Source organism: Sphingobium sp. Ant17, assembly GCF_000588875.1.
Taxonomy (GTDB): domain Bacteria; phylum Pseudomonadota; class Alphaproteobacteria; order Sphingomonadales; family Sphingomonadaceae; genus Sphingobium.
Genome location: NZ_JEMV01000026.1, coordinates 1 through 25,472, shown reverse-complemented (window position 1 = coordinate 25,472; position 25,472 = coordinate 1). Strand labels below are relative to the sequence as shown.

The following is a 25,472-nucleotide window of genomic DNA, read 5'->3' as shown; positions in this document are numbered from 1 at the left end:
CAATCTCGCTTCTTGCTTAGTGAGTATAGGGACGGTGCATCGCAATATCGCGGTTCAGTTCGACGCCGAAACCGGGTGCATCCAGCGCGCTGGCCTTGAGCCGACCATTTTCCGGCACGGGTTCGCCGATCAATTGCGGATGGAACATGGGCACGACTTCGGTCGGTCCGGGATGCATCATCAGAAATTCAGCGAAGGGCGAATTGTGGCGGGTAATGACGAAATGATAGGAATAGACCGATGAGCCATGCGGCACGACCATCTTGCCATGCGCGTCCGCCAGTGCGCTGATCTTGAGCAATTCGGTCACGCCGCCGCACCAGCCAACATCGGGCTGGATGATGTCGCAGCAATCCATTTCCAGCAGCATTCGGAAGCCCCAGCGGGTCGCCTCATGCTCACCGGTCGTCACCAGCATCCCCTTGGGCACATTGCGCTTGAGCTGTTGATAGCCCCAATAATCATCGGGGCTGATCGCTTCCTCGATCCATTTGAGGCCATGTTCATGCGCGGCGATGGCTAGGCGCGTGGCATAATCGACGTCGAGCGCCATCCAGCAATCCCACATCAGCCAGAAGTCGGGACCGCATTTTGCGCGCATATCGGCCAGCTCGGCGATATTTTTCTTGAGCCTTCGATGCCCTCGGCCGGGCCATGGTGCAGCGGCATCTTGCCGCCGATGAAGCCCAGTTCCTTGGCGACATCGGGCCGCGCGCCGGTGGCGTAGAATTGCAATTCATCGCGCACCGCGCCGCCCAGCATGTGGTAGACCGGCTCTTGCCGCAACTTGCCCAGCAAATCCCACAGCGCCAGATCGACACCGGAAATGGCGTTCACGACCAGCCCCTTACGCCCATAATATTGGGTCGAGAAATACATCTGGTCCCAGATTTTCTCATAATCGGTGGGAGAACGGCCTTCCAGAAAACGGGCCAGATGCTTTTCGACGATGAACGCTGCCGGCTCGCCGCCGGTCGTCACGGCAAAACCGATCGTGCCATCTTCCGCCTCGATCTCAACGACCAAAGTGCCCAGCACGTTGATGCCGAAGCTCTGGCGCGACTGGCGATATTTGGGATAGCGCGACATGGGCGTCGCAATATGGTCGTCGATCCAGTGGCCTTCGCCCTGGTCATGATAATCGGCACCGCCACCGCGCACGGTGAAGGCCCGGACATGCTTGATTTTCGGCAAGGTCACGATCGGCACGCACACACTCCCTGAACCACGCCGACGTCCAATATATGGGACAAGACGGCAGAAACTTCCAAAATCTGAGCAAAATGGCGATAAAGGTCGGACAGCAGGCACGGGGGGCATGTTCGAAAGAATCACGCTTGGTCCTCGCCTTCGCCCTTGTTTTTCTCATTTTGTGGGATAGAGTGTTATTAGATGAGACAGAGAACGTCAAATCCAGAATCGGGTGAACGAGAGGAAAAGTCGAAAGCCGCCGGGTCGCAGACCTTGCAGCGTGGGCTGGACCTGCTCGACCAGGTGATCGACGGGCCGGTAAAGCTCGCCGACCTGTCCGAACTTATGGGTCTCACCCGGTCGACCACTCACCGCCTCGCCAACGCGATGGTGGAACGGGGATTCCTCACCTTCCTGCCGCGCGAAGGCTATCAGTTGGGGCCGAAACTGCTGCAACTCGGTTTCCTGGCGCAAGCGCAGGCCGATGTGGTGCAGATCGCCCGCCCGCATCTCGAAGCCCTGGCATCCGCCAGCGAAGATACGGTGCATCTGGGTCGGCTCGACGGCGATCAGGCGCTTTATCTCGACAAGATAGCCGGGCGTCGCCGCGTCGAAATATCCAGCCGCATCGGCGATCGTCATCCGTTGACCTCGACCGGGCTTGGCAAGGCGCTGCTGTTGGACGACAGCGAAGCGGTCTGGACGCGGCTGTTCGACGCCGAGCGCGAAGATGGCACACATGATGCCGATGCGGCCCTCTGGTTCGACCGGATGCGCGCCTATGTCGCGCAGGGGCGCACGTTCGATCTCGAAGAAAATGAGGACCAGATACGCTGCGTCGCAGCCCCCGTGCGTGATGCAGCGGGTGCGATCGTGGCCGCCATCAGCCTGTCGAGCGCAGCCCAATATATGGACGACGAGCGGATGCAGACGTTGAGCGCCGATGTCCGCGCGGCGGCCCACGCCATCAGCGCCGATCTGGGCTGGACCCCCGGCGTCAAACCACCCAACCGCCCGGCACGGCGGTAACCAGCCGAAGAAAGGCCCGATCCGATGAAACTGCTTGAAGGCAAGACCGTCCTCGTCACCGGCGCATCGACCGGCATCGGCCGCGCTGCCGCCATCAGTGCCGCGCAACATGGTGCCGATGTGGCGATTAACTATGCCAATAGCGATGGGCCTGCCGCGAGTTGTGTCGCCGAGATCGAGGCACTGGGCCAGCGTGCCATCGCGGTGAAGGGCGACGTTGCCGATCCGCAGACCGCACAGGACTTCGTGACAAAGGCGGTTGACGCCTTCGGCAAGGTCGATGTGATGGTCAGCAATGCGGGCATCTGCCCCTTCCATGCCTTTCTCGACATGCCCGTGGACGTGGTCGAGCGCACCTTCAAGGTTAACCTGCATGGCGCCTATTTCATGGTGCAGGCTGCCGCCCAGCAGATGGTGAAACAGGGCCATGGCGGCTCGATCGTCGCCGTTTCCTCCATCTCCGCGCTGGTGGGAGGCGAATATCAGACCCATTATACGCCGACCAAGGCGGGCGTTCATTCGCTGATGCAGTCCACCGCCATTGCGCTCGGCAAATATGGCATCCGCTGCAACAGCGTGCTGCCCGGCACCATACTGACCGAGATCAACAAGGATGACCTCGCCGACGTCGAAAAGCGGACCTATATGGAGCAGCGCACGCCGCTGGGTCGGCTGGGCGCGCCGGAGGATCTGGCGGGGCCGATCGTGTTCCTGGCATCCGAAATGGCCGCCTATGTCACCGGCGCAGCGCTGTTGGTCGATGGCGGCATGTATGTGAACTTGCAGTAAACCGTGATGCTCCCCCTCACCTCCGTTCGCCCTGAGCCTGTCGAAGGGTTTTCTTTCTCGCTTGGCGAAATCTGGGCTTCGACAAGCTCAGCCCGAACGGGGGGAGAGCAGAATGCGTAAGTTCGCTGGTTATGCCGTAAGGATGGTGCAGATTGTCCTGCTTGGCGTCATCCTCACCTTCCCCGCAAACGCCACCGCACCCGGCAACACTATCCTGATCGCGGGGGATTCCACCGCGGCTGACTACGCACCGGAGCGCTATCCGCAGACGGGATGGGGAACGATGCTGCGCTGCGCGGTCGGCCCGGATGTGCGCGTTTTCAACCATGCGATGGGTGGTCGTTCCACTCGCAGCTTCCTAGCCGAAGGGCGGTGGGACGCCTTGCGCGCCGACATGATGCCCGGCGACACCGTGCTGATCCAGTTCGGCCATAATGATGCGAGCCGAGCCAAACCTCTCCGCTGGGCACCGGCGCAGACCGACTATCGCGACAATTTGTTGCGCTTTATTCGCGACGTGCGGACCGCGGGGGGTGTCCCCGTGCTTGTCACGCCCGTTGCGCGGCGCAACTTTGGGCCGGGCGGACGGGCCGTCGCCGATTTTTCCGCATGGTCTGGCGTGATGCGCGACCTGGCCGTTAAGACGGGCACACAGATGATCGACCTGGAAGCCCGCTCGCGCGCATGGCTCGACCGGGCCGGGCCGGAGGCGTCCCGCTCACTCTATCTTCACTATGGCGCGGAGGACAGTGTTGCCGCCTTTCCCAAGGGGATTAGCGATGATACCCATTTCAGCGAACTGGGCGCGCGGCAGGTGGCCGACCTGGTGGCCGATGGCCTTAAGTCCCTTGCGCTTCCGATCTCCGCGAAAATATCTGGGTCTCGCCCGGCCCTTACGCGTACAACCGCGCTTGGAAGGACGGATTGCCAATGACGCCGCCAATCGACCGCCGCACCCTCCTTGCTGGAACGCTTGCCTCCGCGACGCTCGCAACGCCCGCGCTGGCGCAAAGCTTCCCTCTGCCCCAGGGGTTCGAGCGGTTTCCGATTTGGCCCGGCAAAGCGCCGGGCGGCGAACGGGTCACGGTGCAGGAGGTTGAAAGCCTCCGCCGCCCCGATAGTGGGCCGGATGACGGCGTGTTTGCGCATGTGGTGACACCGACACTCACCTTGCTGCGCCCCGCCAAGCCCAATGGCGCAGCGATCCTGCTTATCCCTGGCGGGGGCTATACCCGTGTCGCGATCGGGCATGAAGGCTACAACATTGCCCGCCATTTCGCGCAGGCGGGCTATGCCTGTTTTTCGCTGCTGTATCGCCTGCCTGCCGATGGCTGGGCAGCAGGCGCAGAGGCACCGTTGCAGGATGCCCAGCGCGCCCTGCGCCTGATCCGCGCACTGGCCCCGCGGGAAAAGTTCGACGCGAACCGCATCGGCGTGATGGGCTTTTCGGCAGGGGGGCATCTCGCCGCCTGGCTGACCAGCCGGTCGCCGCAGGATAGCTACAGGCCGGTGGACTCGGCCGACCGTGAACCGATCAAAGCTGCCATCGCGGCCTATATGTACCCCGTAATCCAGATGGAGGGCGCGTTCGTGCATCAGGGGTCGCGCACCCAATTGCTCGGCCCCAATCCTACAGCCGAACGGATGCAGGCTTATTCGCTCGACCGACATGTCAGCGCGGAAACACCGCCCATCTTCTTGGCCCATGCGCTGGACGACAAGGCAGTCCCACCGGAAAACAGCCTCGCCATGCTCGCCGCCCTTCGCGCCAAGGGGGTAGCGAGCGAATGCCACTTGTTCGAAAATGGGGGGCATGGCTTCGGCCTTGTGGCCCCGCCCGCCGCACCTGCGCCCTGGCCGGATCTCTTCATGGCTTTTGCGAAACGCCACGGCCTGTGAGTCAGACCGTCGCCCTGTTCGTCACCTGCCTGGTCGATGTCATGCGGCCTCGCATAGGCTTTGCCGCGATCCGCGCGCTCGAAGCAGCGGGCTGTACCGTCGTGGTGCCGCAGGGGCAGACCTGTTGCGGCCAGCCTGCGCTCAATAGCGGCGACCGGCCCCACGCCGTGGCCCTGGCGAAGCAGACGATCGAGGCGCTCGAACCTTATGAGGCGGTTGTCGTTCCCTCCGGCTCCTGCGCAGGGACGATTCGCTGCCACTATCCCGAACTGTTCGACGATGACGCGGCATGGCGCGCGCGCGCGCAGGCCGTCGCCGCCAAGACCTTCGAGGTGATGGCCTATCTGGATGAGGTCTGTGGCTGGAAACCGGAGGGCGTCGCCCTGCCTGCCACCGCCACCTATCATGATAGTTGTTCGGGGCTTCGCGAACTGGGGATTAAGGCACAGCCCCGTCGCCTGCTTAAAGCGATCGATGGCCTGTCGCTTAAACCGTTGCCAGGCACCGAAACCTGCTGCGGCTTCGGCGGTACGTTCTGCGTCAAATATCCCGCCATCTCCAACGCCATCGTCGGGGAGAAGGCTGATGCGATCGACGCAACCGGCGCGCACCTGCTGCTGGCGGGCGATCTTGGCTGCCTGATGAACATGGCGGGCAAACTCCACCGTAATGGCAGCAAGGTGCGCGCCTATCATGCCATCGAACTGATTGCGGGTATGGGCGACGGCCCGGCGATCGGCGAGGAAGTATGAGTAGCTTTACGGATCGCGCCGACGCCGCGCTGGCCGATCCGATCCTCAAGATCGCGGTCGAGCGCACGGCCGGCACGGCGGAGGCCAAGCGCGCCATCGCCATCGACGCTTTTCCTGACTTCGAGGCTGCCCGGACCCGCGCCGCCGCGATCAAGGATCATGTAATTACAAACCTTGGCCCCTATCTTGAACAGTTTGAGGCCAATGCCACCGCGGCGGGTGCGAAGGTCCATTGGGCACAGACCGCCGACGAGGCCTGCCGGATCGTCATCGACATCTGCAAGGCGGCGGGGGCAAAGACCGTTGCTCGATCCAAATCCATGCTGGGTGAGGAAATCGGCCTGCCCCATGCGCTGGCGGAAGCGGGCATCGGTCGCGTTGAAACCGACCTGGCCGAACATATCATCCAGCTGGCGGACGAGCGCCCTTCGCACATCATCTGGCCCGCCATGCACAAGACGCGGGATCAGGTGTCTGCCCTGTTCAAGGCAAAGCACGCCAATCCGCACATAGAAGAGACCATCGCCGCCATGGCCGAAAGCGCGCGGCGCGAATTGCGCGGGGCCATGCTGGGCGCGGACGTCGGGATATCAGGTGCCAACTTCCTGATCGCGGATACAGGCGCGGTCTGCACCGTCACCAATGAAGGCAATGCCGAACTATCGCTTGTCCCGCCGCGCGTCCATATCGTGACCGCCGGGATCGAAAAGATCGTCCCGTCCATGCCCCACGCCATCCACATGCTTCGCATGCTGGCACGGTCCGCCACTGGCGCAGCGCTGACCCAATATACGACCTTCTATACCGGCCCCAAACGTCCCGGCGACCGCGATGGGCCGGCGGAGATGCACATCGTGCTGGTCGATAATGGCCGCACAAAAATGCGCGACGAAGGCTTGGCGGAGATGCTCCGCTGTATCCGCTGCGGCGCGTGCATGAATCATTGCGTGGTGTTCCGCCAGATCGGCGGCCATGCCTATGGCGGCACCTATCCAGGACCGATGGGCGCAGTGCTGACCCCCGCGCTGGATGGTCTGGCACCCAATCGCGATCTCGCGCACGCCTGCACCTTGAACGGCAAATGCCAGGAAGTGTGCCCCGTCAAAATCCCGTTGCCCACCCTGCTCAAGGGCTGGCGCGAGAAAAGCTGGCGCGAAGGGTTAGAGCCAACCTCGATGCGCTGGGGCCTCGGCCTGTGGGCCTGGGTCGCGCAGCGCCCGGTGCTCTATCGCTTCGGCACTGGCATCGCGATCAGGGCGATACGGCTGCTAGGCAAAGGCGGTTGGATCGCCAGCATGCCGCTGGCGGGCGGTTGGACGCGACATCGCGACCTGCCGAAACCGGCCCCACGAAGCTTCATGGCCCAATATCAGCGGGAGCGACGTTCATGACGCCCGTGCCGCCATTCTTGCTCGCCTGGCTGATTCGGTGCCTGCCGACATCAAGGCGCAGGCCGACGCGCTGCTTGCTGCGCCCGAACGCCCGGCGGTCGACCCTACCCAACTCGAAGCCGAATTTCTCGCCCGCCTTACCCTGCCCAGCGTCAATGCCAGCCATGACAGCATTGCCAGCCTGGCGGATCTGCCGGCGGCCATTGCCCGCTACTTGAAGGCGCAGAACGAAGCATTAACACTATGCTGTCCCCCCGACCCGCGTCTGGATGCCTGCGACTGGTCTGCCTTTACCCTGCACGATAGCGCGGCACCAGACGAAGCCGCCACGCTTGCCATCGCGCGACGGGGCATCGCGGAAACCGGATCGCTGATCTTGGAAACCAGCCCGACCGCGCCGATGCTCCCCAATTTCCTGACGCTGCATCATATCGTGCTGCTGGCGGCGCAGGATATCGCTGCCCATCTGGAGGACGCGCCCCTGCCTGGGCCGCAACCACGCGCCCATTACTGGATCACTGGCGTTTCCGGCACAACGGATATCGAAGGCACCTATGTCCGCGGCGCGCACGGTCCGCGCTTCTTGCACGTGATCCTACTGCGGGATTGATAACCGCATATCGGATCATCATTCCACATTCAGGGATAAATGCTTTTCTTCGCGGCACTGGACGCTATAAGGCTTGGTAAAGCCATTCAGGAGACAGCCGATGTTCGAGAAGACCTATTATGCGACGCACCCTGACATGATGGAATGCGTATCGAACGAGGAATTGCGCGATCGCTATTTGATCGGCGGGCTGTTCCGCGATGGCGAATGCGTGTTGAACTATACCCATGCCGACCGCTTCGTGATCGGTGGCGTTGCGGTGGTCGATGCGCCGGTGGCGCTTCCTGCCCAGACCGAGCCCGCTTCGGCGGCGGGGCATCCCTTCCTCGAACGCCGCGAAATGGCGGTCGTGAACGTGTCGAATGTCGAAGGCACCGTCACCGTCGATGGCGAGAGCTTCACGCTGGGCAACAAGGATTGCCTCTATGTCACCATGGGCGCGAAGGATGTGCAGTTCGCAGGCGCAGGCGCGCGCTTYTATCTCGCCTCCTGTCCGGCRCATAAGGGSTTTGCCACCCGCAAGCTYGGCATCGCCGACGCCAATGCGCTCGAACGCGGCTCCCTCGAAGAATCCAACGAGCGCACCATCTTCCAGCTYGTCATCCCYGGCATCTGYGACAGCGCGCAGYTGGTCATGGGGCTTACCGTGCTCAAGCCCGGCTCGGTSTGGAACACCATGCCCCCGCACATTCATGAGCGTCGCAGCGAGATTTACTTCTACTTCGAACTGGATGGGCCGTCGGATCGCGTCTTCCACTATATGGGCGAAGGCGATGCGATGCGGCATATCGTCATGGGCAATGAGGAAGCGGTGATCTCGCCGCCCTGGTCGATCCATATGGGCAGCGGCACCAAGGCCTATGCCTTCATCTGGGCGATGGCGGGTGAGAACCAGGATTATACCGACATGAACGTGCTGGATATCTGCCAGCTCGCATAACGCAAAGTGAGAGAGCCGTTCGTGTCGAGCAGTCGAGACACGCTCGCACAGCGCCCGGCTGGTTTCTCGACTTCGCTCGACACGAACGGAATTATTGTGACCAACCCCTTTGATCTCACCGGCAAAGTCGCCGTCGTCACTGGCGCTAACACGGGTATCGGCCAGGCGATCGCCTTGTCGTTGGCCGCTGCGGGTGCGGACATCGCCGCCGTGGGCCGCACCCCGGCACAGGAAACCGTCGAAAAGGTTCGCGCGCTTGGGCGTCGCGCGGAGATCATATCCGCCGACCTTTCGACCATCGCCCCGGTCCAGCRYGTGGTGGACGAGACGCTGGAAAAGCTCGGCGGTCTGCACATCCTCGTCAACAATGCCGGGATCATCCGCCGCGCCGACAGCGTGGACTTTACCGAAGCGGATTGGGACGCGGTGATCGACACCAATCTCAAAGTGCTGTTCTTTCTTTGTCAGGCGGCGGGACGGCATATGATCGGCCAGGGCGCGGGCAAGATCATCAACATCGCCTCATTGCTGTCCTTCCAGGGCGGCATCCGCGTGCCAAGCTATACCGCGTCCAAGAGCGGGGTYGCTGGSCTGACCAARCTGCTGGCCAATGAATGGGCGGCGAAGGGCGTCAACGTCAACGCCATTGCGCCAGGCTATATCGCCACCAACAACACCGCCGCGCTGCARGCCGACGAGASCCGCAACCGCCAGATCCAGGAACGCATCCCGGCMGGCCGYTGGGGCGAGGCCAGCGACATTGGCGGCGCAGCCGTGTTCCTCGCTTCCAGCGCGGCGACCTATATCCATGGCCATACCCTCGCCGTCGACGGCGGATGGCTCGCGCGATGATCGACTGACACCCACCACTACCCGCTCGGCTCAGGGCGAACAGGCTATCACATAGAGGAGGGATAACCCTCCCCCACACCAAAGGAGGATGGATGCCCAATATCGACAGGCGTGCTTTCGTGGGGTCAGCTCTGGTCCTGGGTACGAGCCCTGCCGTGGCCGCGCAACGCGATCCGGTTGTTTCGACGCGACAAGGGAACATTCGGGGTTTGCGCGAAGGCGGGCTGCAGGTGTTTCGTGGCATTCGCTATGGTCAGGATACACGGTCGCGGCGCTTTCGCGCGCCAGTCGCACCGCAAGCCTGGTCCGGTGTTGTCGATGCCGTGCGGTTTGGGCCGTCCTGTCCGCAGCGAGCCAAGCAGGAGGCGACCAGCGAGGATTGCCTGTTCGTCAATATCTGGACAGCGGGACTGGACCCTGCGGCCAAACGGCCGGTCATGCTGTATATCCATGGCGGTGCCTATGCCAATGGCAGCGTGGTCGATCCGCTAAATGACGGGCGGCATCTGGCAGCGGCGGGCGATGTCGTCGTGGTCACGGTCAATCATCGGCTCAATGCGTTGGGCTATCTCTATCTTGCCCGGCTAAATTCGAGGTTTCCCGATAGTGGCAATGTGGGGCAGTTGGACCTGATGCTGGCGCTGCGCTGGGTAAAGGACAATATCGCGGCATTTGGTGGTGATCCTGCCAATGTGACGGTGTTCGGGCAGTCCGGCGGTGGGGCGAAGATCGCGACGATGATGGCAATGCCGGCCGCCAACGGCCTCTTCCACCGCGCCATTACCATGAGTGGGCAACAGGTTACCGCGAGCGGTCCGATCAACGCGTCGCGGCGAACGATGGCCTATCTGGACCATTTGGGCGTGCAGCCTGATGCGCTGGAACCCTTGCTGACTATGCCGGTCGAACGGCTGATCGAAGGGTTGGCGGCCACTGATCCGATATTAGGCGGCGGCGTCTATATGGGGCCAGTGCTGGATATGCGCTGGCTGGAGCGGCATCCTTTCTGGCCTGACGCAGCGCCGCAGGGCAACGCGATCCCGATGATACTCGGCAATACATTGGACGAGACTCGGGCCTTTATCGATCCTGATGGGCCTTTGGTCCAAGGGCTGGATTGGAGCAATCTGGCGCACCGGATGGCTGGCGAATTGCGGATCGATCTGTTGCCCGAATGGATCGTGGACCAGTATCGCGCGCGTTATCCCAGCTGGTCGGCAGAACGAATCTTCTATGCCGCCACCACGGCGGGCCGTAGCTGGCCGGGTCAAGTGATCGAAGCGGAGGCGCGGGCGCAGGCGGACGCACCGACCTGGGTCTATCAGGTGGATTTCCAATCGCCCACTCACCCCCGGCGGGGGGCACCGCACATGATGGATATTGCGCTGGCCTTTGGGACGCTGGAAGCACCGGGATCTTTTGCAGGCACAGGTGCTGGCGCGAGGGCGGCCAGCGCGGCCATGATGACTCGCTTCGTGGAATTCGCGCGGACGGAACGGGCAGAGTGGCAGCAATATCGGCTCGACCGGCGCGCGACGATGATATTCGATCGGGTGAGTCGCGAGGAGGATGATCCGCGAGGATGGGAGCGCGAATTATTTGCTCGCGCACCCTATATCCAGCCGGGAATTTGAGCCTCGATATATATATATATATATGCTCACTATATTTGACAGCCCTACCTCGCTTTACCGTCGGAATGGGGCTTGACCGGGTAGCTGATGATCAGGGCCAAAGGCTCTTCTCCCGTCTGCCGGATGCCTACGACCGCGCCGTCGTAAAGATAGGCCGCCATGCCGGGTGTCAGGGTGTGGGTCTTGCCGTCCGACGTCACTTCGCCAGTGCCGGACAGGACATAATAGACTTCATCATGGGCTATCGGGTGAAGGCCGATGGCGGCACCGACATGGAGGATGCGCTTGCGGAACTCCATGGTGCGGGGCTGGGGGACAATGTCGCTGATCCGGTAGGCCGTGCTGGCACCAATCGCACCATGGGGCGGGGGTTCTTCGACGCGCACATTTCGTTCGTCGATGACGACCATGGCCGGCGCTGCGGCAAGGAGCAGGGGGATAAGGGCGTTCATCGGCGACTGGCCGATGCTTCACCCTGGCGCATCATCTTGTCACGATCCGAGAGATGTTCGGCGACGTCCTCGGTCTGGCCAGGATACCGCCCAGACTTCGGCTCCATCGTGTCAAGATTCCAGTCGGCCTCTACGAATGGCGCGCGGGTTTGTGCCATTTTGGGGTAGCCGCCGACTTCGCGTTCATCGTCGATGATGGTGCCGCGACCTTCCGCAACGAAGAAGAGGACGCGTAAGTCGTCGGCATCGCGATCCCATGGACGGGCACCGGCCTGATCCAGCACATGGGTTTCGACGTCGCGCACGGGAAGAACCTGGGTGCCGGGCCACCAGATCGGTGGGGTCGCGACTTCGTTCAGCTTGGCGCGTGTTTCGCCATAGCGGCCGAACAGGGGCAAGGCGACGCCGAAGCGATCCACGGCGAGATTGTCCTTGCCGTGATAGTCCAGATCACCATCGCCGCCCAATGTCAGAAAGGGCAGGCCTGGGGCGGTTGATACGCCCCCGCGCAGGACATTGCCAACCGCGGCGATCTTGCCCGTCTGATAGGGGTGATCGCCCCATTCGAGCGCCATGAGGTTGTAATGAACCGCCCGCTCACCCGGATTATAGAGAATGTTGTTGACCATCGCGACCTGGCCACCGCCCTTCACCAGCGGGTTGCGCTCGACATTATGGGCGTAGAGGTTCCGGTAGATCAGGATCTGGCTGGCATTGTCGTGAATCAGCGTCCCTTTGCTATGTTCGCCCTTGGGGTGGCTGGCGTCGGCAAGGCCTTCGGCCGCGATATTATAGGAAAATGTGATCGCGTGGCTGGTTCCCTTGCGCCAGTCTTCGGGTGTGTTGCCTGTGAAGCGAGGGCCAGAGGCGGACATGTTCTCGTCGATCGCCCAGGTGAAGCTGCAATGGTCGATCACGACATGATGCGCCGCAACGGTGGAAAGAGAGTCGGCTTCCCAACCGCTTAATTTGGGTTGCCCATCCACACCGGTACGGATGCGAATGTGGCGGACCACAACATCATGGGTCGCAATGTCGATACCGGTCTTGATGAGGGTGATGCCCGGCGAAGGGGCAGTTTGACCGGCGATGGTGACGAAGGGCTCGATGATCTTGAGCGTCTGGCGGCCCATGTCGATGATGCCGCCCACTTCGAACACGATGATTCGCGGGCCTTTGGCTTCCAACGCCGCCTTGAAACTGCCAGGGCCGTCAGCGGCCAGGGTGGTGACGCGCAAGATGCGGCCGCCACGTCCCCCCGGCGTTGTCGCAGCCCATCCTACCGCGCCCGGAAAGGCGGTGGCGGACTGGCTTGCGGGGGCGGTTTGTGGGCCGGGTTGGGCGCTGGCGGATTGGCTTGCTATGAGTTGGGCCAGGGCCAGGCCCAACAACATCCATTGGGGGCGGGGCCGGTTGAGTGTCGGCATGGTTATCAGTCTCCTCTCATCTCTGGTGTGCCACCGCCGGGCGGCATGATCAACCGTCGTTTGACACCGGTGTCTGAAAAAGATGGCTTGTTGAGCGGTAGTGGCGATGGATGCCCCTGGCCGGCGGTGCCTAGCGACCAGACGCACCGAATTCGGCAAGTATTGGACGCATAAACCTTTCGCGTAGGCCGAAGCTTAATGAGGAGCGGGGGATAAAAGGCATTGGTGACGACATAAATTGCCACAGGATATTGACAGGCGGAAACACGACGCGCATTTATGACACCGGTTTCCAATGACGCCAACGGATCAGCAAAAGCTGGCGGCGCATGGGTGGGAGAGGATAGCGGCCCCGTCGCGCCTGCTCTCGCCCCCGACGAATCAGGGCCGTCCCGCCACCCGTGGATGACGGCCGAAACAGGGAAGGAGCGACAAGGTGACGATGCTAAAGGGCGACAATCAAAGCCGGAACAGGCGCAGAGCGCGTTTGTGGCTGGCAGGATCTTCCATCGCGGCCATGATGTTGGCGATGCCGGGCGGCGCGCTGGCACAAGATGGCGCGCCACAAACGGCGGCTGACGAAGAAGTGGCGGACATCGTCGTCACTGGCTTTCGCGAATCCCTGGGCGCGGCGATCAACCTGAAGCGGCAGTCGGTCGGTTCGGTCGATGCGATCGTGGCGGAAGATATCGCCAAATTCCCGGACCAGAATCTGGCGGAATCGCTGCAGCGTATTCCCGGCATTTCGATCCAGCGTGACGGTGGCGAAGGACGCGCCATCACGGTACGCGGGTTGGGCGCGCAGTTCACCCGTGTCCGCGTGAACGGAATGGAAACCGTGGCGACATCGACCGACGGGGCGAGTGCCAACCGAGACCGTGCCTTCGATTTCAACGTGTTCGCGTCCGAACTTTTTAGCTCGCTGGTCGTCCACAAGACCGCCGAGGCGTCGCTCGACGAGGGTTCGCTCGGCGCGGTCGTAGATCTCAACACCGGCAATCCGCTGGCGGGTAAGGATGGCTTCACCTTCGTAGGATCGGCGACCGCTTCCTACAACGACCTGTCCAAGAAATGGGGGCCGCGTCTGGCGGGCCTGATGTCTTGGAAATCGCCGGACGGTCGGTGGGGCGTGGCGCTGTCGGCCGCCTATTCGAAGCTCGACACGCTTCAGATGGGTAATAATACGGTGCGCTGGTCGCAGGCCCGGTTCGACAGCGTTGATGGCACGCGGTGCTTCACGCAACCCAATAGCGGCGGCACCTATCTGCCCAGCGCCGGTTGCGATGAAGCCGCGCTCGCTTTCCATCCACGTATCCCCCGCTATGGCGAAATCGCACAGGAACGTGAGCGTTTGGGTATTACCGGTTCGATCCAGTGGGCACCGTCGGATGCGACCAAAGTGTCGATCGACGGTCTGTTCTCCCGCTTCCGTGAAACCCGCGAAGAGAAGTGGGGCGAAGTGCTGCTTCGGTCGAACGAGCGATCGATCGACGTCGTGAATCCGGTTTATGACAGCAATAATAACCTGGTGTCGGCGACGCTGAACGACGCCTGGGTGCGGACTGAACATTATCTGCGGAAGTCGCAAACGAAATTCTACCAGCTGGGTGCGACCTGGGACCAGGATGTCAGCGACAGCTTCCGCTTCACGCTGCTGGGCGGCTTCTCCAAATCGGATGCCTCCATCCCGCTCGAGACGACTTTGGTGTTCGACGATCGCGATGCGCAGGGCTATAGCTATGACTATAGCAATATAAAGCGCCCCGTGCTGACGTTCGGAACCAGCGTGACCGATCCGGCCAATTTCCAATTGTCTGAAATTCGCGATCGTCCCTCCTCGACGGTCAATAAGTTCCGTACCGCACAGTTGCGGACCGAATGGGATGTGACGGAGGGCTTCACGGTCAAGGCGGGCGCAGTCTATCGCCGCTTCTCGTTCGATACCGAAAGCTTCACGCGCGATACGGTCGTTTGCGGCAATGGCGGCGTGGATCGGGTTCTGGGCACTCTCAACTGTTCGCCGTCATCGGCATTTGGCCCGTCCGCCGTCTATGGTTTTCCGGTTACTGCCGCGCTGGCGGAAATGTTCAATCTCAAGGGCGCGAACGCACCGGCGGGAACCACGACGCAATGGTTGGTCCCCAATCTGGCGGCGGGGACCGACTTTACAAACCTCTATGGGCGCACCCCCACCATCGATGCAGGCAATACCCGCAGCGTGGTGGAAGAAACCAAGGGCGGCTATATTCAGTTCGACGCCAAGGGCGATATTTTCGGACTGGAATATGCGGCCAATGCAGGCATCCGCTATGTACGGACCAACCAGAGTTCGATCGGCCTGAACAATGCGGTCCCGGTGGAGGTGTCGCGGTCCTATGAGGATTGGCTGCCCGCCATGAACATCGCCTTCTTCCCTCATCGCGATTTCGTTGTGCGCGCATCGGTGGCCGATGTGATGACGCGGCCTTCGCTGGGCAATCTGACGCCGGGCGGATCGGTCGACGGGTTCAACTATCGGGTCAGCTTCGGCAATCCCAACCTCAGCCCGTTCCGGGCGACAGCCTATGATCTGGCGCTGGAATGGTATTTCGCGCCGCAGTCGATCGCGTCAGTCGCCATATTCAAGAAGGATGTGCAGAGCTTCCCGATCGGCCAGACGATCAATGGCACTTTCGCCTCGACCGGCCTTCCCCTGTCCGTCATTCCGCCAAGCTCTCCAGCGGCAGGGCAGCCTGAGCGAGACGAAGGCTGGGCGATCAACACGATCGTCAACGGCACCGGTGCGAGCTTGAAGGGCATCGAATTGTCGGTGCAGGCACCCTTTACCTTCCTGCCCGGCTTCCTGTCCCGTTTCGGCGGGATCGCCAATGCGACATTCGTGGATTCCAGCGCAGACTATACGGTGGCGGGGCCAGCCGTGGTGCCGGGCGGTGGAACGGTGTCCTCGGTTCGCAACGCGACTCTGTTCGGCCTGTCGAAGCGAGCGTTCAACGGCACCATCTATTATGAAGATGCCAAGTTCAGCGCGCGCGTCTCGGCCAGCTATCGCAGCGGCTATATCGACCAGAATAGCGGCACGGGTAATGTGTTCGAAGGCTATAACAGCACGATCAACGTCGATGCGTCGATGCGCTACAAGTTGACCGACTGGATCGAATTGTCGCTGGAAGGCATCAACCTGACCGACGATTATCGGGATCGCTACACCGATCTCGACGCCAATCGCAATTATGAGCAGTTGCATTATGGGCGCACCATCCAGTTGGGGGCGCGCTTCAAGATGTAAGGCTCATGACCGGGTCGCCTCTGCACGGGCGGCCCGGTTTTTTGGTTGGGAAAGACTATGGCGATCAGTCGGCGCGGCGCGATGACGGGGGTATTGGCGGGGAGTGCGCTGGCTCTTAGCCGCGCGGAGGCGGCCACAGCGCCCATGGCCGCAACGGACTGGAAACGGGGTTTCGACAATCAGCGTATCGCCGATTTGGGCGACGGGCGCTTCCTCAATCCGCTGATTTCGGGCGACCGCCCTGATCCGGCCATTCTCAAAGATGGCGCGGATTATTACATGACCTTCTCGACATTCGACAGCTATCCCGGCGTCACGATCTGGCATAGCCGCGACCTGATCAACTGGCAGCCGCGCGGAGCGGCATTGCACAAGAATATCGGGTCGGTATGGGCGGTCAGCCTGGAAAAGCATGGCGGGCGCTATTTTCTCTATATTCCGGTGAAGGCGGCCCCCAACAGCATCTTCGTGATCCATGCCGACACGATCGACGGGCCATGGAGCGACCCCATTGACCTCAAACTGCATGACCATATCGACCCCTGCCATGTGGTTGGCGAGGATGGCAGTCGCTGGCTGTTCCTGTCGGGCGGCGACCGGATAAGATTGAGCGATGACGGACTGTCCACGGTCGGCGCGGTCGAGCATGTCTATGATCCCTGGCGCTACCCCGACACATGGGATGTGGAAGGATTTTCACCGGAAGGGCCGAAAATCCATCGCCATGGCGGGTGGTTCTACATGCTGACTGCGGTGGGCGGGACAGCGGGACCACCGACTGGGCATATGGTGATCGCAGCGCGATCCCGCTCCATTGATGGTCCCTGGGAGCAGCATCCGGGCAATCCATTGGTGCGGACGGAAAGACTGGCCGAACGCTGGTGGTCGCGCGGCCATGCCAGCCTGGTGGAAGCGCCCGACAAGAGTTGGTGGGCGGTTTATCATGGCTATGAGAATGGGCTGTGGACGCTGGGTCGGCAGACCTTGCTTGATCCGATCGAGTGGACGGCGGATGGCTGGTTCCGCATGACCGGGGGCGATTTGTCACAGCCGATCGCCAAGCCGCGTGGTGGGCAAACATTGCCGCACGGCATGGCGCTGTCGGATGATTTTGCGACGCTGAATCCGGGCGCGAAGTGGAATTTCTTCAAGCCCTCTCCGGACGAGGCCAGCCGGGCGCGGGTGGAGGACGGCGCGCTACTGCTGAAAGGGCGAGGAACCGCGCCGGTCAATTCGTCGCCGCTGCTGTTGATCGCTGGCGACCCATCCTATGAATTTCAGTGCGATATCGAGATCGCGCCGGGCGGGACAGCGGGGCTGCTGCTTTTCTATGACGACAGGCTCTATTGCGGGCTGGGGTTTGACGAGAACCGCTTCGTCACCCACCAATATGGCATGGAGCGGGGCCGCCCCGCCAATCCCCATGGTCGCAAGCTGACGATGAAGGTGACCAACCGTCACCATATCGTTTCCTATCATCTGAGCGGTGATGGCGGGCGAACATGGCGCCGCTTCGACCGGGGCATCGAAGTGTCGGGCTATCATCATAATGTGCGCGGCGGGTTCCTGATGCTCCGACCGGGCCTGTACGCGGCGGGTCCGGGGGAGGCGCGGTTCCGCAATTTCCGATTTCGGGCGCTTTGATCAGGCGGTCGTCAGGCTCGTTCGGATCGCAGCCTTGAGTATCTTGCCAGCGTCATTCTTGGGCAAAGCGTCGACCCACAGGACGCTTTCGGGATATTTGAAGCGGGCAACGCCTTGGTTGGCGAGAAAGTCAGCCAAAGAGGCTATGTCCGGTTTTGCGCGGTTGCGCGGGACGATGACGGCAACCGCCTTTTCCCCCGTGCGCGGATCGGGAATGCCGACGATCGCAATTTCGGCGATGTCGGGATGGGCGATCAACAGATCCTCAATCTCCTTCGGCGCGATATTCTCGCCATTGCGAATGATGATATCCTTGATCCGCCCAGTGACGACCAGATGGTCACCGTCGATCCATGCACCCTGGTCGCCGGTTCGATAATAGCCGTCGGCGTCGAAGCTAGTTTCCTCATCCTCCCGGTGGAGATAGCCCACCATCATCTGCGGTCCGCGCGCGCGGATTTCGCCATCGGGCGCGATGCGGATGGTAGCGATGCCGGGGCGGCCATCGGTGTCGGCGGCATGATCGCGATCGGCCGGGTCGATCACGCCGACCGTGGTGACAGGCAATTCGGTGGAACCATAGACGCGGCTGACGATCGCCTTGTCGAAATAGGCGGCAGCCTCGCGGATCAGGCTGGGCGGGACTGATGCGCCGCCGCAGATGAAGAGTTTAAGATCAGGCAGGCGCGTTTCCGCTGCGCGCGCCGAGGCCAGCAGATGCTGGAGGAAGGGGGTAGCCCCGGCCATATGGGTGCAGCGCTGGGCGGTCATGATGGCGACGGCCTCGTCCGGGTTCCAATGTTCCATCAGGATCGCGGTCGCGCCCAGCAGCAGCGGGGTTTCAAAGGCGTAGATCGACCCGCCAATATGGCTGACCGGGGAAGGGACGAGGAAACGGTCGCCCGGTTCGACCAGCCAATGGCGGCCGATCTGGCGGATCAGCGCGTTGATGCTGTTATGGCTGTGGAGGACGCCCTTTGGCCGTCCGGTGGTGCCGCTGGTATACATAACCATGCGGACATCGTCGGGATCGACAGCGGGAAGGGGGGCGTCGCCGACTTCTGCCAGCAGGTCGGCAAAGGCGATGTGCGGGCCTGCATCGCCGCGCAGGACAACCACGTCGGGCGGATTGTCCAGCGCCTGGGTGACGCGGGTGAGCATCCCGGCATAATCATAGCCGCGAAAGCTGGCGGGGATGAAGATCATCGCACTGTTCAGGTCGGCGAGGATGAAGCGCAGATCATGATCGCGCAGCGAGGGCAGGATAGGGTTGGCGACCATGCCCGCCAGCGTTGCGCCCATGTAGATGATGGCGGCTTCGTGCCAGTTGGGTAGCATGAAGGAGATGGCGCTGCCCGGTGCGAAGCGGGCGAGCATGGCTTGCGCCAGACGGGAGGCCTGCGCGTGGAGGGAGGCGGCGGTCAGGCTGGTGTCGCCGTCGATCAGCAGGATGTGGTCGGGCGTTTCACGCGCCGCGCGGACCAGCGCATCGGCGGCGTTATTCGCCTGCCACCAGCCATCCTTATAGGCTTGGGCCGCGAAAGCATCATCGCGGCGGATGGACCAGCCGGTGGGGGTTGTGCGCCGCAGTGAGACAGTTTCGGACATGGCGCAGAAATGCGGGAGATGGGCGGCACGAGCAAGCCGGGCGGCAATCCAGCGCTCTGGCGATGGAGGGTCAGAGCAACGCCCGGTAGCGCGCCAGCAGATCGTCGATGAAAGCGATGACGGCGCGGGTGCGGGGAGATTTTTGATGTTCCGGGCGCAGCACCAGCCAGTAGCTGCGCGTGATTTCGACCTCGTTGGGCAGGATGCGGACGAGGCCGGGTTCGCTGTCGGCCGAAAAACGATGGAGCAGGCCAAGGCCGACGCCTGACGCCACCGCCTTTTGCTGGGCGACGATCGAGCTGGAGCGGAATACCGGGCGCGCTTCGCCGGCGACTTCGGACAAATAGCGCAGGCCACGCATGTCGATCATCTGGTCGATATAGGCCACGAAGGGCTGCGCGGCGACATCCTGCGCGCTGCGGATCGGCGGATGGCGGGCGAGATAGTCGGCCGACGCATAGAGGCCGAGCTGATAGTCGCACAGCTTGCGCACCACCAGTTTGCCGCGTGGCGGGCGATCGACGGTGATGGCGATGTCGGCTTCGCGATTGGCGAGACTGACGGCGCGGGATTCCGGCATCAATTCCAACAACAGGTCGGGATAGCGGGCGTGGAAATCGGCAATGTTGGGCGCGACGATATAGGTGCCGAACGCTTCGGGAGTGGCGAGACGGACTTCGCCCGCGATCGCTTCGGCCCGTCCCGACAGCGCTGCGGCGGCAGCCTCGAACTCGCGTTCGGCGCGCTCGGCATGGTCGAGCAGCAGCGCGCCCGCCGCGGTCATCGCCACGCCGCGCGAAGTGCGATCGAACAGGCGCGCGCCCAGCGCCTCCTCCAGCGCGGTCAGGCGGCGGGCAACGGTGGTGTGGTTCACGCCAAGCGCCTGCCCCGCGCTGGTCAGGCGGCCAGCACGCGCGACGGCAAGGAACAGGCGAAGATCATCCCAATGCAGCATATATATCCATGCACAACAGATGCGCAGATATGATCATTTTTGCGCAGGGCGCCATAGGCTATTCGCCGCGTCAGGCATTTATCGCGAGGGCATCATGCGCATCATCGACAATTTCATCGGCGGCACTCATCAGGCATCGACATCCTCTCGACTGAGCGACGTGTTCGATCCGGCGACCGGCAAGGTGCAGGCGCAGGTCCGCCTGTCCGATCCCACCGAACTGGACGCGGCGGTTGCCAATGCGCAGGTGGCCCAGCCTGCCTGGGCGGCGATGAACCCGCAGCGCCGGGCGCGGGTGATGTTCAACCTGAAGGCGCTCATCGAAAAGCATATTGACGAGCTGGCCGAAATGCTGTCGGCCGAACATGGCAAGGTCCATTCGGATTCCAAGGGCGACATCCAGCGCGGGCTGGACGTGGTGGAATTCGCCTGCGGCATTCCGCATCTGCTCAAGGGCGAATATACCGAAGGCGCAGGGCCGGGGATCGACGTCTATTCGATGCGCCAGCCGATCGGCATTGCGGCGGGGATCACGCCGTTCAATTTCCCGGCGATGATCCCGATGTGGATGTTCGCGCCTGCGATTGCGTGCGGCAATGCCTTCATCCTGAAACCCTCCGAACGGAACCCGTCGGTGCCGGTGCGACTTGCGGAGTTGGCGATGGATGCGGGGCTGCCCGCAGGCATCCTGAACGTCGTTCATGGCGACAAGCAAGTGGTGGACGCGATCCTCGACAATCCGGCGATCCGCGCGGTGAGCTTTGTCGGCTCGTCCGACATCGCCCAATATGTCTATGGCCGCGGCGCGTCGAACGGTAAGCGGATGCAGTGCATGGGCGGGGCGAAAAATCATGGCATCGTCATGCCCGACGCCGATCTGGACCAAGCGGTTGCGGACATTCTGGGCGCGGCTTACGGGTCGGCGGGCGAACGCTGCATGGCGTTGCCGGTAGTGGTGCCGGTGGGCGAAGCGACCGCGGTAGCGCTGCGGGCTAAGCTCGAAACCGGGATTGCGGGGCTGCGCGTCGGCGTGCCGAGCGATCCTGACGCTCATTATGGTCCGGTGGTCAGTGCGGCGCATAAGGCACGGATTGAAAACTATATTCAGATGGCGGTTGATGAAGGGTCTGAACTGGTCATCGATGGGCGCGGCTTTGCATTGCAGGGCTATGAGGAGGGTTTTTTCCTGGCGCCGACGCTGCTCGATCATGTGAAGCCGGACATGAAAAGCTATAATGAAGAGATTTTCGGCCCGGTGCTGCAGATGGTGCGGGCGGCGACGTTCGAGGAGGCGCTGAGCTATCCGACCAAGCATCAATATGGCAATGGCGTGGCAATCTTCACCCGCAACGGCGACTATGCGCGGAAATTCTGCGCCAATGTCGAAGTCGGCATGGTGGGGATCAACGTGCCGATCCCGGTGCCGGTCAGCTATCACAGCTTTGGCGGCTGGAAGCAGTCGGGCTTTGGCGACATGAACCAATATGGCATGGATGGCGTGCGTTTCTATACGCGGGTCAAGACGATCACTCAGCGTTGGCCGAGCGGCGGTGCGGTGATGGACCAGAGCTTCGTCATTCCGACAATGGGGTGACGGAGAGGGCGGGTCGGCCACGGCTCGCCTTTCCATCGCCGCCGCACTGCTATAACATTTACGCCAAACATGGTGATTCCGGCGGCGTTTTGGGACTGGTATGTCGATACGCTGATCGGCGCGCGTTTTGCCTCGCATCCGATGAATTCGCAATTCCAGGATGCACGGGTTATGATCGAAAATACAGGACATCCTGTCAATCAGGGCCGGCCCAAAACATGGGTCATGAATGTCGAATGGTATTCCTTCAAAAGCAACCCGCGTGGGACCGGGGCAACGATCATCGCGACGTTGGATGAAGGTAGCTACAAGCCCGGCGAACCGTTGACGACGGGTGATCATCCTATTGCCTGGACGCGCTGCATTGGCAAAGGGCGCATGTCGTACAGCGCTATCGGCCATCGCCCGGAAGCTTACGCCGATGGGCATCATCTGCGGCTGTTGGAAAATGCGATGCGGTGGGCTGGCGATCGACGGGAAGCATGTCGAGCTCAATAGAGAATATATTTAACATAATGTATATTATCGGACTTTATGATTGTAAGCGCTAAATAGAAATGTCACCCCTCCGCTAGTTAGAGATGTCACTCTCGACGTCGCAGTGCGGGTCATCGGTGGCATGGTTATCTCCTGATACAGGAGGTGGCGCTTATGACGGTGATTGGCATGAGCCATGGCGAGCTTTCCCGTTACGATACGCTGCTGCGGGTCGAGCGTGGCGAATTGCGTGTTGAGGATGCGTCGGCGCTATTGGGCCTTTGTCGAAGGCAGATATTCCGGTTGCTGTCACGATTACATGCGGCCGGTCCCGAAGGCTTGATTTCGGGTAGGCGTTGCCGACCAAGCAACCGGCGTTATGATGACGATTTCCCGCGAGCGCGTCGTCGCGATCGTGCGCGAGCATTATCATGATTTCGGACCAACCCTGGCTCGCGAGTATCTTGCCGAGCGGCACGATATTCATCTGGCCTGCGAGACGCTGCGCCAGTTGATGATCCAGGCTGGTTTGTGGAAAGATCGCGATGCTCGTCGCCCTCGCCCGTATCAGCCTCGCTATCGCCGGGATTGCCGTGGCGAGCTGATCCAGATCGACGGCTCAAAACATTGGTGGTTCGAAGACCGCGGGCCGCAATGCACCCTGCTCGTCTATATCGACGACGCGACCAGCGAGCTGATGCACCTCAAGATGGTCGAGAGCGAGAGCACCTTCGCCTATATGGAGGCAACGCGCGAGTATATCGAACGGCACGGCAAGCCTGTGGCCTTCTATTCCGACAAGCACAGTGTTTTCCGCAATGCCAAAGCCAGCGCGGCGCGTGGGGATGGCATGACGCATTTTGGCCGCGCGCTCGATGCTCTGAACATCGAGATCATCTGCGCCAACTCGCCACAGGCCAAGGGCCGGGTCGAGCGGGCCAAACGCCACCTTGCAGGATCGCCTGGTGAAAGCGATGCGCCTGGAAGGCATCTCATCGATCGCGGACGCCAACACCTTCCTCGACAGTTATATGGCCAGGCACAACGAGCGGTTTGCCCGCCCTGCCTTCGATGCCCGCGATCTGCACCGCCCCCTCGCCCCGCATGACGATCTGCGCTCAATCATGGTCTGGCGTGAGCAGCGGACCGTGACGGCAGCGCTGACGCTGCACTACAACAAGGCGATGTTCATCCTGGAGCCGAACGATGTCAGCGAAAAGCTGGCGCGCAAGCGGGTGACGGTCTGCGAATATCCCGACGGTCGACTGGAGATCGAGCATGAGGCCATGTCCTGCCCTACCGCCAGTTTGACAAGATGCGGCAGGTCAACCAGCCAGCCATTGTCGGGAACAAACATCTGGACGCGGCTCTGATCCTGGCAAAGCAGATGCAGGCGATCATGCCGCATCACCGCAAGCGCAACAACGACGCCCCTGCCCGCCGTGACCAGCCCATGCATATGTTCCCCGAGCCGGAACCACCCGCGAAGATCGATCGCCGCAAACTGGGCGGCTCGAAGCTCAAGCGCGGTCCCAGGCTCAGTGATGAGGCGTTTGCGCGAACGCGGCACGCTCAGGTTCGTGCAGAGGACATGACCCGGGGCCCCACTGCAGGGGCAGCGGGGTCCATGGGTCCGCTACCCCCAAGGTCAGCGCATCAGCAGGGGTCTGCGCTGCGCTAGACCGATGGCTCCGCGCAGACCCTGCTGTCCATCAACGTGTGACATTTTCTATATGGCACAGATAGTGACTTCTCTAATTAGCAGGAACATCAATTCCGATCGGTGGATTCTAGATCGAAGTGCGAAATCCTAGGATTTATAGGGGTTTGATCCCTTTTCCAGGAAGGCACATGATGAACGGCTATCAGCATCTGGATTTGGACGAGCGGCGACAGATTTATCAATTGGCTGCAACCGGGCGGTCCGTGCAGCAGATAGCAGCGGCGCTGCAGCGACATCGTTCGACCATCTATCGTGAGCTCAAACGCAACCGGCATCTCGATGACGAGCCAATGTTTCGTGGCTATTTTTCCGACCGCCGCACAAACGATGGCGGACAGGCGCCGGGTGCGTGGTGGCAAGATTGCCCGAAAGCCCGAGCTTGCCGCCTATATCGCCGACCGCTTGTCAGCAGCTTGGTCGCCCGAGCAGATTGCGGGATATCTTCGGCGCCATCGCGGTATTCGTGAAGCCGTCTGTCATGAGACCATCTACCAGTTCGTCTATGGGCCGGACGGACGAAGCCAAGGCTGTTGGCGCCTTTTGCCTGTTGCCCGTCGATCTCGACGTCAACGCTATGCGCGTAAGCCCCGCGGTCTGCATATTCCCTTGGTCAACACCATTGGCAAACGCCCTTCCGAAATCGGTAATCGCAGCAGCTTTGGTCATTGGGAAGGCGACCTGATGATCTTCAGGTTGGAATATGGCAAAGCCAACCTCACCTCGCTGGTCGAGCGCCGCAGCCGATTTACTATCCTCGCCCGCAATCCCAGTCGGCATTCCGCCGGCGTCATGTCGGGAATCCAGCACCACTTGCACATGCTGCCCCCTTCCCTGCGTCAGAGCATCACCTTTGACCGGGGAACGGAATTTGCCGCCTTTGCGACACTCCAGAAGAAACTCGCGATGACCAGCTATTTCTGCATGCCATCGGCACCATGGCAAAAGGGCAGCGTCGAAAACAGCAATGGCCGGATACGGCGCTTCCTGCCGTCTGACACAGACCTGGCGTTGCTATCGGATAAGGAAATCCAGGCCGTTGCTGATCGCATCAACAGCACCCCTCGCAAGTGCCTGAACTATCGCACCCCGCATGACGTTCTGGGAGAGCAGATCAACATCCTCAAGGCCCGATAGATTTTGCCATCGAGGGTGGGGCTCGCCCCACCCTCGATGAAATGCTACGCATCCCATGGATGTCGCGCTTCAAATCGAAACCGCC

General features: G+C 61.7%; 18 protein-coding genes and 3 pseudogenes. 16 read left to right on the top strand and 5 right to left on the bottom strand.

The window, feature by feature from the left end:
- Window positions 1–16: 16 nt before the first annotated feature.
- A pseudogene (gene rhmD, locus BF95_RS12900) lies at window positions 17–1,200 on the bottom strand (L-rhamnonate dehydratase).
- 192 nt (window positions 1,201–1,392) lie between these two features.
- Between rhmD and BF95_RS12895 the strand changes: the two are divergent.
- From BF95_RS12895 to BF95_RS12850, 10 genes are all read left to right on the top strand, one after another.
- Window positions 1,393–2,220, top strand: coding sequence for an IclR family transcriptional regulator (locus tag BF95_RS12895; protein ID WP_043151806.1), 828 nt, complete (start codon window positions 1,393–1,395; stop codon window positions 2,218–2,220).
- Between the two features lie 24 nt (window positions 2,221–2,244).
- Window positions 2,245–3,009: an SDR family NAD(P)-dependent oxidoreductase gene (locus BF95_RS12890; RefSeq protein WP_043151805.1), complete on the top strand. Its 765-nt coding sequence runs from the start codon at window positions 2,245–2,247 to the stop codon at window positions 3,007–3,009.
- A gap of 142 nt (window positions 3,010–3,151) precedes the next feature.
- Complete coding sequence (locus BF95_RS12885) at window positions 3,152–3,943, top strand: rhamnogalacturonan acetylesterase (protein ID WP_051520014.1); 792 nt, start codon at window positions 3,152–3,154, stop codon at window positions 3,941–3,943.
- Entirely contained in the window at window positions 3,940–4,908 is a 969-nt protein-coding gene (locus BF95_RS12880) for an alpha/beta hydrolase (protein ID WP_043151804.1), read from the top strand. Before BF95_RS12885 ends, BF95_RS12880 begins: the two co-directional genes overlap by 4 nt.
- Window positions 4,905–5,660 carry a (Fe-S)-binding protein gene (locus BF95_RS12875; protein ID WP_043151803.1) on the top strand — a complete coding sequence of 252 codons (756 nt, stop codon included), beginning with the start codon at window positions 4,905–4,907 and terminating at the stop codon, window positions 5,658–5,660. Before BF95_RS12880 ends, BF95_RS12875 begins: the two co-directional genes overlap by 4 nt.
- The gene (locus tag BF95_RS12870) at window positions 5,657–7,051 is read left to right on the top strand and encodes a lactate utilization protein B (RefSeq protein ID WP_043151801.1); all 1,395 of its coding nucleotides are present in this window, start codon (window positions 5,657–5,659) and stop codon (window positions 7,049–7,051) included. The genes BF95_RS12875 and BF95_RS12870 overlap by 4 nt, the downstream gene beginning before the upstream one ends.
- A 37-nt stretch (window positions 7,052–7,088) precedes the next feature.
- A complete protein-coding gene (locus BF95_RS12865) occupies window positions 7,089–7,661 on the top strand; it encodes a LutC/YkgG family protein (RefSeq protein WP_235209735.1) in 573 nt (190 codons plus the stop codon).
- A gap of 100 nt (window positions 7,662–7,761) precedes the next feature.
- A complete protein-coding gene (gene kduI, locus BF95_RS12860) occupies window positions 7,762–8,601 on the top strand; it encodes a 5-dehydro-4-deoxy-D-glucuronate isomerase (protein WP_043151799.1) in 840 nt (279 codons plus the stop codon).
- A 96-nt stretch (window positions 8,602–8,697) separates the two neighbouring features.
- Window positions 8,698–9,453, top strand: a complete 756-nt coding sequence (gene kduD, locus BF95_RS12855) for a 2-dehydro-3-deoxy-D-gluconate 5-dehydrogenase KduD (RefSeq protein ID WP_043151798.1) — start codon at window positions 8,698–8,700, stop codon at window positions 9,451–9,453.
- Between the two features lie 92 nt (window positions 9,454–9,545).
- Window positions 9,546–11,087 (top strand): carboxylesterase/lipase family protein, encoded by a 1,542-nt coding sequence (locus BF95_RS12850; protein WP_043151797.1) that lies wholly within the window; start codon window positions 9,546–9,548, stop codon window positions 11,085–11,087.
- Between the two features lie 44 nt (window positions 11,088–11,131).
- Here the strand turns inward: BF95_RS12850 and BF95_RS12845 are convergent, their stop codons facing one another.
- Entirely contained in the window at window positions 11,132–11,539 is a 408-nt protein-coding gene (locus BF95_RS12845; protein WP_043151796.1) for a cupin domain-containing protein, read from the bottom strand.
- Window positions 11,536–12,966 (bottom strand): pectate lyase family protein, encoded by a 1,431-nt coding sequence (locus BF95_RS12840; protein WP_235209734.1) that lies wholly within the window; start codon window positions 12,964–12,966, stop codon window positions 11,536–11,538. Before BF95_RS12840 ends, BF95_RS12845 begins: the two co-directional genes overlap by 4 nt.
- A 442-nt stretch (window positions 12,967–13,408) precedes the next feature.
- Here BF95_RS12840 and BF95_RS12835 point away from each other — a divergent pair, with 442 nt between their 5' ends.
- Window positions 13,409–16,252 carry a TonB-dependent receptor gene (locus BF95_RS12835; protein WP_051520009.1) on the top strand — a complete coding sequence of 948 codons (2,844 nt, stop codon included), beginning with the start codon at window positions 13,409–13,411 and terminating at the stop codon, window positions 16,250–16,252.
- A gap of 57 nt (window positions 16,253–16,309) precedes the next feature.
- Complete coding sequence (locus tag BF95_RS12830; protein WP_043151792.1) at window positions 16,310–17,896, top strand: family 43 glycosylhydrolase; 1,587 nt, start codon at window positions 16,310–16,312, stop codon at window positions 17,894–17,896.
- Here BF95_RS12830 and BF95_RS12825 read toward each other — a convergent pair whose 3' ends face one another.
- Window positions 17,897–19,504: an AMP-binding protein gene (locus BF95_RS12825; protein WP_152542707.1), complete on the bottom strand. Its 1,608-nt coding sequence runs from the start codon at window positions 19,502–19,504 to the stop codon at window positions 17,897–17,899.
- 70 nt (window positions 19,505–19,574) lie between these two features.
- The gene (locus BF95_RS12820; protein ID WP_043151790.1) at window positions 19,575–20,459 is read right to left on the bottom strand and encodes a LysR family transcriptional regulator; all 885 of its coding nucleotides are present in this window, start codon (window positions 20,457–20,459) and stop codon (window positions 19,575–19,577) included.
- A gap of 94 nt (window positions 20,460–20,553) precedes the next feature.
- Here BF95_RS12820 and BF95_RS12815 point away from each other — a divergent pair, with 94 nt between their 5' ends.
- The 4 genes and pseudogenes from BF95_RS12815 (at window position 20,554) to BF95_RS12800 (ending at window position 25,387) form a co-directional block, all read left to right on the top strand.
- Entirely contained in the window at window positions 20,554–22,053 is a 1,500-nt protein-coding gene (locus BF95_RS12815; RefSeq protein WP_043151835.1) for a CoA-acylating methylmalonate-semialdehyde dehydrogenase, read from the top strand.
- A 69-nt stretch (window positions 22,054–22,122) separates the two neighbouring features.
- Window positions 22,123–22,551, top strand: a complete 429-nt coding sequence (locus BF95_RS12810; protein ID WP_051520008.1) for a ThuA domain-containing protein — start codon at window positions 22,123–22,125, stop codon at window positions 22,549–22,551.
- A gap of 153 nt (window positions 22,552–22,704) precedes the next feature.
- Window positions 22,705–23,995: pseudogene (locus tag BF95_RS12805) on the top strand (ISNCY family transposase); the annotation flags it as partial.
- Between the two features lie 386 nt (window positions 23,996–24,381).
- A pseudogene (locus tag BF95_RS12800) lies at window positions 24,382–25,387 on the top strand (IS30 family transposase).
- Window positions 25,388–25,472 lie beyond the last annotated feature (85 nt).

Coding starts and splice junctions, on each gene's coding strand:
- BF95_RS12895 (WP_043151806.1), top strand. CDS start 1,393: ATGAGACAGAGAACGTCAAATCCAGAATCGGGTGAACGAGAGGAAAAG.
- BF95_RS12850 (WP_043151797.1), top strand. CDS start 9,546: ATGCCCAATATCGACAGGCGTGCTTTCGTGGGGTCAGCTCTGGTCCTG.
- BF95_RS12825 (WP_152542707.1), bottom strand. CDS start 19,504: ATGTCCGAAACTGTCTCACTGCGGCGCACAACCCCCACCGGCTGGTCC.
- BF95_RS12890 (WP_043151805.1), top strand. CDS start 2,245: ATGAAACTGCTTGAAGGCAAGACCGTCCTCGTCACCGGCGCATCGACC.
- BF95_RS12880 (WP_043151804.1), top strand. CDS start 3,940: ATGACGCCGCCAATCGACCGCCGCACCCTCCTTGCTGGAACGCTTGCC.
- BF95_RS12835 (WP_051520009.1), top strand. CDS start 13,409: ATGCTAAAGGGCGACAATCAAAGCCGGAACAGGCGCAGAGCGCGTTTG.
- BF95_RS12845 (WP_043151796.1), bottom strand. CDS start 11,539: ATGAACGCCCTTATCCCCCTGCTCCTTGCCGCAGCGCCGGCCATGGTC.
- BF95_RS12815 (WP_043151835.1), top strand. CDS start 20,554: ATGCGCATCATCGACAATTTCATCGGCGGCACTCATCAGGCATCGACA.
- BF95_RS12840 (WP_235209734.1), bottom strand. CDS start 12,966: ATGCCGACACTCAACCGGCCCCGCCCCCAATGGATGTTGTTGGGCCTG.
- BF95_RS12870 (WP_043151801.1), top strand. CDS start 5,657: ATGAGTAGCTTTACGGATCGCGCCGACGCCGCGCTGGCCGATCCGATC.
- BF95_RS12820 (WP_043151790.1), bottom strand. CDS start 20,459: ATGCTGCATTGGGATGATCTTCGCCTGTTCCTTGCCGTCGCGCGTGCT.
- BF95_RS12830 (WP_043151792.1), top strand. CDS start 16,310: ATGGCGATCAGTCGGCGCGGCGCGATGACGGGGGTATTGGCGGGGAGT.
- BF95_RS12885 (WP_051520014.1), top strand. CDS start 3,152: ATGGTGCAGATTGTCCTGCTTGGCGTCATCCTCACCTTCCCCGCAAAC.
- BF95_RS12810 (WP_051520008.1), top strand. CDS start 22,123: ATGGTGATTCCGGCGGCGTTTTGGGACTGGTATGTCGATACGCTGATC.